The organism is Kitasatospora sp. NPDC058965 (assembly GCF_042741245.1).
GTDB lineage: Bacteria > Actinomycetota > Actinomycetes > Streptomycetales > Streptomycetaceae > Kitasatospora.
The window spans coordinates 1-5,556 of the sequence record NZ_JBHYKG010000436.1 but is presented as its reverse complement, the minus strand read 5'-3'; the positions used below and the strand labels follow the sequence as shown (position 1 = coordinate 5,556).

Annotated in this window: 8 protein-coding genes and 1 pseudogene; 6 read left to right on the top strand and 3 right to left on the bottom strand. The window is 74.9% G+C overall.

Features of this window, described 5'->3' with window-relative positions:
- The 6 genes and pseudogenes from ACFW1A_RS37845 to ACFW1A_RS37820 form a co-directional block, all read left to right on the top strand.
- Nucleotides 1–394 (top strand): annotated as a pseudogene (locus tag ACFW1A_RS37845) (hypothetical protein); the annotation flags it as partial.
- A gap of 3 nt (nt 395–397) precedes the next feature.
- Nucleotides 398–805: a roadblock/LC7 domain-containing protein gene (locus ACFW1A_RS37840; RefSeq protein WP_110671585.1), complete on the top strand. Its 408-nt coding sequence runs from the start codon at nt 398–400 to the stop codon at nt 803–805.
- A complete protein-coding gene (locus tag ACFW1A_RS37835; RefSeq protein ID WP_380417729.1) occupies nt 802–1,260 on the top strand; it encodes a DUF742 domain-containing protein in 459 nt (152 codons plus the stop codon). Before ACFW1A_RS37840 ends, ACFW1A_RS37835 begins: the two co-directional genes overlap by 4 nt.
- Nucleotides 1,241–1,843 carry an ATP/GTP-binding protein gene (locus tag ACFW1A_RS37830; protein WP_380417727.1) on the top strand — a complete coding sequence of 201 codons (603 nt, stop codon included), beginning with the start codon at nt 1,241–1,243 and terminating at the stop codon, nt 1,841–1,843. Before ACFW1A_RS37835 ends, ACFW1A_RS37830 begins: the two co-directional genes overlap by 20 nt.
- 50 nt (nt 1,844–1,893) lie before the next feature.
- Nucleotides 1,894–2,022 (top strand): hypothetical protein, encoded by a 129-nt coding sequence (locus tag ACFW1A_RS37825; protein WP_380417725.1) that lies wholly within the window; start codon nt 1,894–1,896, stop codon nt 2,020–2,022.
- Between the two features lie 102 nt (nt 2,023–2,124).
- The gene (locus ACFW1A_RS37820) at nt 2,125–2,676 is read left to right on the top strand and encodes a winged helix-turn-helix domain-containing protein (protein WP_380417723.1); all 552 of its coding nucleotides are present in this window, start codon (nt 2,125–2,127) and stop codon (nt 2,674–2,676) included.
- Between the two features lie 51 nt (nt 2,677–2,727).
- On the opposite strand, the gene ACFW1A_RS37815 is transcribed toward ACFW1A_RS37820, so the two are convergent.
- The 3 genes from ACFW1A_RS37815 to ACFW1A_RS37805 all read right to left on the bottom strand — a co-directional run bounded on the left by ACFW1A_RS37815 (nt 2,728) and on the right by ACFW1A_RS37805 (nt 5,513).
- On the bottom strand, nt 2,728–3,720 hold the full coding sequence (locus ACFW1A_RS37815; RefSeq protein WP_380417722.1) for an aldo/keto reductase: 993 nt from the start codon (nt 3,718–3,720) through the stop codon (nt 2,728–2,730).
- 109 nt (nt 3,721–3,829) lie between these two features.
- Complete coding sequence (locus ACFW1A_RS37810) at nt 3,830–4,117, bottom strand: hypothetical protein (protein WP_380417720.1); 288 nt, start codon at nt 4,115–4,117, stop codon at nt 3,830–3,832.
- Between the two features lie 124 nt (nt 4,118–4,241).
- Nucleotides 4,242–5,513: an MAB_1171c family putative transporter gene (locus ACFW1A_RS37805; RefSeq protein ID WP_380417718.1), complete on the bottom strand. Its 1,272-nt coding sequence runs from the start codon at nt 5,511–5,513 to the stop codon at nt 4,242–4,244.
- Between the last annotated feature and the right edge of the window lie 43 nt (nt 5,514–5,556).

The following is a 5,556-nucleotide window of genomic DNA, read 5'->3' as shown; positions in this document are numbered from 1 at the left end:
CGGCGAGGCCGGCCCGGTGCCGGGCGGTCCCGCGCCGGTCGACGGCGTCCCCCCGGGCGGCGGTCTGCTGCCGCGCCGGGTCCGGCAGGCCAACCTGGCCCCGCAGCTGCGGGCGGCCGCCGCCGAGGCGGCCGCGGGCGACCGGGCCGGCGCCCGGGAGCGCTCGCCGGAGGAGGCCCGGGCCGCGTTCAGCTCCTTCCAGCGCGGGTTCAGCCGCGGGCGGGCGGAGCCGACGCCGGTCCCGCCGCCGCTGACCGTGGTGCCGCCCCCGGCCCCCGGTGCCTTCGGACCGCCCGAACCCCCGACCCGGCGCGCCCTCGCGCCGTCCCCCGTACCACCGGCACTGCCGGCCGCACCGAGCCCAGCACGACCCGCACCAGCGGAAGGATCCTGATCGATGACCGCAATGACCCAGCCGTCCGGCGACCTCAACTGGCTTCTGGATGACCTGGTGGGGCGGGTCGCGTCGCTGCGGCACGCGGTCATCCTCTCCAGCGACGGCCTGGCCACCGGCGCCTCGCAGGGCCTGGGCCGGGAGGACGCCGAGCACCTGGCCGCCGTGGCGGCCGGCTTCCACAGCCTGGCCAAGGGCGCCGGCCGCCACTTCGACGTGGGCGGCGTGCGGCAGACCATGGTGGAGCTGGACGAGGCCTTCCTGTTCATCACCGCGGCCGGCGACGGCAGCTGCCTGGCGGTGCTCAGCGATGCGGACTCGGACATCGGCCAGATCGCCTACGAGATGGCCCTGCTGGTCAAGCGGGTCGGGGAGCACCTGGCCGCCGAGCCGCGGAACCCCGCCGGATGAGCGGCAGAGGCCCCGAGGGGGAGGCGGCGGACCCCGGGGCGGCCGAGGAGGAGCCGACCGGGCCCGCCGAGTCCGCGGACCGCTGGTACGACGACGAGGCGGGCCCGGTGGTCCGGCTCTTCTCGATGACCCGCGGCCGCACCCGGCCCGCCAACGACGGCTACTTCGACCTGATCTCGATGATCTCGGCGAAGTCCGCCGCCGACCGGGACCCCGAGCTGCCCGAACCGGTGCTCGACCCGGAACACCGCGCGATCCTCGACCTGTGCGCCGACGGCCCGCTCTCGGTCGCCGAACTCGGCTCCTACACCGACCTGCCGGTGAGCGTGGTCCGGGTGCTGCTCGGGGACCTCGACGACGCCGAGCTGATCGACGTCACCCGCCCTGTCCCGCTCGCCGAACTGCCGGACGAGCGCCTGCTCCGGGAAGTGATCAATGGCCTTCGGGCACTCTGACGGTACGGTCGGCGCGCGCCGGGACCGGCTGCCGGGCGGGATCTCGCTGAAGATCCTGGTGGCCGGCGGCTTCGGGGTGGGCAAGACCACCATGGTCGGCTCGGTGAGCGAGATCCGGCCGCTGCGCACCGAGGAGCGCCTGAGCGAGGTCGGCCGGCCGTTGGACGACCTGGCGGGGGTGGAGGCGAAGGACACCACCACGGTCGCCATGGACTTCGGGCGGATCGACCTGCGCCCCGGGCTCGCCCTCTACCTCTTCGGCACCCCCGGGCAGGACCGGTTCTGGTTCGTCTGGGACGAGTTGGCGCGCGGCGCGCTGGGCGCGGTGGTGCTGGCCGACACCCGGCGGCTGGCCGACTGCTTCCCCTCGGTGGACTTCTTCGAGCAGCGCGGGATCCCGTTCGTGATCGCGGTGAACTGCTTCGAGGGCACCCCGGTGTTCGCGGTGGCCGACGTCCGGGCCGCGCTGGACCTGGACCCCCAGGTGCCGGTGGTGCTCTGCGACGCACGGCGGCGGGAGGACTCGCGGGACGTGCTGGTCCGGCTGGTGGAGCACGCCGCCGACCGCAGCCGAACCCGGTGACGGACCGTCGGGCATTTCCCCCGGCGCGGTGATCTGATTGAATGGGGGCCATGCAGATCACCGTGGACGCGAGCCGGGGCCGTCAGGACCTCGAGCCGTTCTGGCCGTCCCGGCAGCCGCACCTCTTCGACCAGACCTGTCCGGGTTCGCCTCGCGCGTCCCGGCTCGCGCACCGCTGACCGCTCGTCGGGCCACGGCCCGACGGCCCGGTGCGAACACCTGAGTCATCCCGACGCGCAGACGACGTCCACCCACACGTTCTCGCGCGAAAGAGCTGCGTCATGTCCTCCTCGACGGCCACCCTGACCCTTCCCGCCCCGCACCTGCGTGCGGTGCCCCAGCCGCCGGCGCTGCAGCTGGTCCCCGACGCCCCGATCGCCCCCGAGCTGCGCGGCTCGCTGCCGCAGGGGGCCACCGTGGTGGCGGCGCTGCCGCAGTCCGCGCTCGCCCAGTACGGCGCCACCGAGGGCGAACGCCCCATGGTCGGCTACCTGGTGCTGGTGCCCGCGGCCGATCCCGCCCCGCCCAGGACCCCGAGCCCGCACGGCATCTCGGTCGACCCGGAGCGGCGGACCGCCCACGTGGACGGCGAGTTGCTCGACCTCACCTACCTGGAGTTCGAGCTGCTCGCGCACCTGACCCAGCACCCGCAGCGGGTGCACACCCGCGACCAGCTGGTCACCTCGGTCTGGGGCTACGGCCACGTCGGCGACGGCCGCACCGTGGACGTCCACGTCGCCCGGCTGCGCCGCAAGCTGGGGGCCGCGCACCGCGCCAGCATCGTCACGGTGCGCCGGGTCGGCTACAAGTACGTGCCGAGCGGCCGGAGCTGACGGCACCCGGGTCCGGCCCCTGAGCAGCAGGAGCCGGACCCGGGGCGCCGGTCAGGCGGTCAGTCGGTCGATCTCGGCCAGCTCCTCGGCGGTCAGCGGGCCGGCCGCCAGCGCCTCCAGGTTCTGGTCGAGCTGGGCCACGCTGCTGGCGCCGATGATCACCGAGACCACCCGCTCGTCCCGCAGCACCCAGCTGAGCGCCAGCTGGGCCAGCGTCTGGCCGCGCCGCTCGGCCACCTTGGCCAGCGACCGGAGCTGGTCGAGCTTCTGCGGGGTCAGGGCCTCCTCCTTGAGGAAGTGCCCGACCGACATCCGGGAGCCGGCCGGCACCCGGCCGCCGAGGTAGCGGTCGGTCAGCAGGCCCTGGGCCAGCGGGGAGTAGGCGATCAGCGCGGTCTGGGTCTCGCCCACCGCGTCCAGCACGCCCTCCGACTCGGGGCGGCGGTCCAGCATCGAGTAGGCGCTCTGGTTGAGCAGCACCGGGGTGCCCAGCTCGCGCAGGAGCGCCACCGCCTCGCGGTGCTGCTCGGCCGGGTAGTTGGAGATGGCCGCGTACAGCGCCTTGCCCTGGCGCACCGCAGTGGCCAGCGCGCCCATGGTCTCCTCCAGCGGGGTGCCGGGGTCGTAGCGGTGCGAGTAGAAGACGTCCACGTAGTCCAGGCCCATCCGGCCCAGCGACTGGTCCAGGCTGGCCAGCAGGTACTTGCGGCTGCCGCCGTCGCCGTACGGGCCGGGCCACATGTCGTAGCCGGCCTTGCTGGCGATGAACAGCTCGTCCCGGTACGGGCGGAAGTCCTGGGCGAACAGGTGCCCGAAGTTCTTCTCCGCCGAGCCGTACGGCGGGCCGTAGTTGTTGGCCAGGTCGAAGTGGGTCACCCCCCGGTCGAAGGCCCGGCGCAGCACCGCGCGCTGGACCTCCAGCGGCTGGGAGTCGCCGAAGTTGTGCCACAGGCCGAGCGAGACGGCGGGCAGCTGCACGCCGCTGCGTCCGGCGCGGCGGTAGGTCATCGAGGCGTAGCGGGAGTCGGCCGCGAGGTAGTTCATGGCCGCCATCCTGCCAGCTCGCGGTGGTGGGTCCAGCAGCGGAGTCGGCCGCGTCCGGCGAGCGGCCGGGTGGGGCGCCCCACCCGGCCGGTCACCGGTCAGGCGCCGCTCAGGCGGTGCACTGGACCTGGACGTAGGCCTCGTACGTGTTCGGCGTCCCCTGGACGTAGGAGACGTCCGGGGTGCCGTACGGCTGGCACTGCGAGTAGCCGGCCTGCGAGGCGCGGTACTCGGCGTTCCCCTCGGCGTACAGGGTGGCCGAGTAGCTGTTGTAGCCGTAGGCGTGACCGGTGAAGACGGCCGTGGTGGCCGCCTGCGCGGTGGTGGGCAGCAGCGCGGTCAGCAGCAGGGCACCGGTGGCGGCGGTGCCGGCGATCACGCGGGTGAGCAGGGTCATGGGTGATGACCTTTCAGGGACGGCCGACCCCAGGGAGCGGGAGGTCGGGCCAGGGAGAACCGGAGTGGTGTTCGGTGCCCGGGTTGATTTCAGCATAATGATCATGCGATGTCATTAGCTGAAATTAAGTCGGGTCGGAGTTGGCCGGAACCGGTCCCTCCGGCCCGGCCTGCCCCGGTTCCACGGTTGCGTCGAACTCCTCCTCCTCACGCGCCAGTTCGTCCATGACCCGGCGTCGCACCAGGTCCACCGCGGGAGAGCGGACGAACGCCTCGGCCACCAGTACCAGCCAGTCGGCCTCCGCCGCCGGATCGGCCTCCACCGCCGAGGGGAGGTAGTCCGCGGCCGGCTCCTGCGGGTGGCCGCGCCCGGCCGTGGCGGCCGCCAGCGCACCGGCCAGCACGGCGGCCTCGACGGCTGCGGCCCGGCGCTCCGGCTGCGGCTCGTGGGCGCAGGCGGCGGCCGCCCACTGCGGCACCCGCGGATCCAGGTGCGCGCGCAGCCAGAGCTGGGCGTCGCGGATCTCGATCACCCGGCGGTAGAGCACGAACTCGGCGCGCCCGCCCCAGCCGCCGCCGGAGCCGGCGGGGGCCAGCGCGATCTCCGGGCGGACGGCGTGCAGCGCCTGCCAGAGCGGAGTGATCCGGCGCAGGTCGCGGCGCAGCCGCAGCCGGCGCAGCGGCCCGCCGGTCCGGCCGTCCAGCGAGGCCAGCGCCAGCCCGCCCATGCCCAGGGTGAGGGCGAGCACCGCGACCGGCCCGGAGAACGCGTCCTCACCGCCGGCCTCCCGGCCGGTCCGCATCGCGGTCAGCAGCAGCGGCAGGTTCGACCCGACCCAGGCCAGCCCGCACACCCCGGCCGCCACCACCAGGCGCAGCCCGGCCCGGAGCGGACCGGGCGGCAGCTCGCGCGCGGCGTGCCGCACCAGCACGGTGAACACCGCGACGCACCAGGCGCCGTGCGCGGTGAAGAGCACGTTGAAGGCGGTGAGTGCGGCCCGGCCGTGGTCCGGCACGGTCAGCGTGGCACCGTCCGGGGTCACCGCGGCGGCCAGGTAGCAGGCGGCCTCCAGCACCAGCACCACGGCCGAGCCGACCAGCTGACGCCGACTCCGGGCGGCGCACGGCGTCGGCCCCAGGGTCAGCGCGAGCAGCACCAGGAAGCAGCCGGCCGCGATCTTGAGCTCACTGGCCAGCAGCAGCAGGGCGGCGCCGGGCGCCCCGCCGACCCCGGCCCCCGCGACGGCCAACAGGCCCATGGCCAGGCCGATGCTGAGGGTGAAGGCGATCAGCAGCCGCCCGCCCGCCTGCTGCGGGCCGCCGCGCCAGAGCCAGGCCCGGTGCCCGGCCCCGCCGAGTGCGACCAGGCCGGCCAGCCACTCCAGGGCACCGATCACCGGTCGGCCTGGCGGGCCCCGGCGTCGCGCGCGGGTGCCCCTG

Excerpts from the sequence above, each read along its gene's own strand:
- ACFW1A_RS37830 (WP_380417727.1), top strand. The coding sequence starts at position 1,241 with ATGGCCTTCGGGCACTCTGACGGTACGGTCGGCGCGCGCCGGGACCGG.
- ACFW1A_RS37820 (WP_380417723.1), top strand. The coding sequence starts at position 2,125 with ATGTCCTCCTCGACGGCCACCCTGACCCTTCCCGCCCCGCACCTGCGT.
- ACFW1A_RS37840 (WP_110671585.1), top strand. The coding sequence starts at position 398 with ATGACCGCAATGACCCAGCCGTCCGGCGACCTCAACTGGCTTCTGGAT.
- ACFW1A_RS37815 (WP_380417722.1), bottom strand. The coding sequence starts at position 3,720 with ATGAACTACCTCGCGGCCGACTCCCGCTACGCCTCGATGACCTACCGC.
- ACFW1A_RS37825 (WP_380417725.1), top strand. The coding sequence starts at position 1,894 with ATGCAGATCACCGTGGACGCGAGCCGGGGCCGTCAGGACCTCGAGCCG.
- ACFW1A_RS37835 (WP_380417729.1), top strand. The coding sequence starts at position 802 with ATGAGCGGCAGAGGCCCCGAGGGGGAGGCGGCGGACCCCGGGGCGGCC.
- ACFW1A_RS37810 (WP_380417720.1), bottom strand. The coding sequence starts at position 4,117 with ATGACCCTGCTCACCCGCGTGATCGCCGGCACCGCCGCCACCGGTGCC.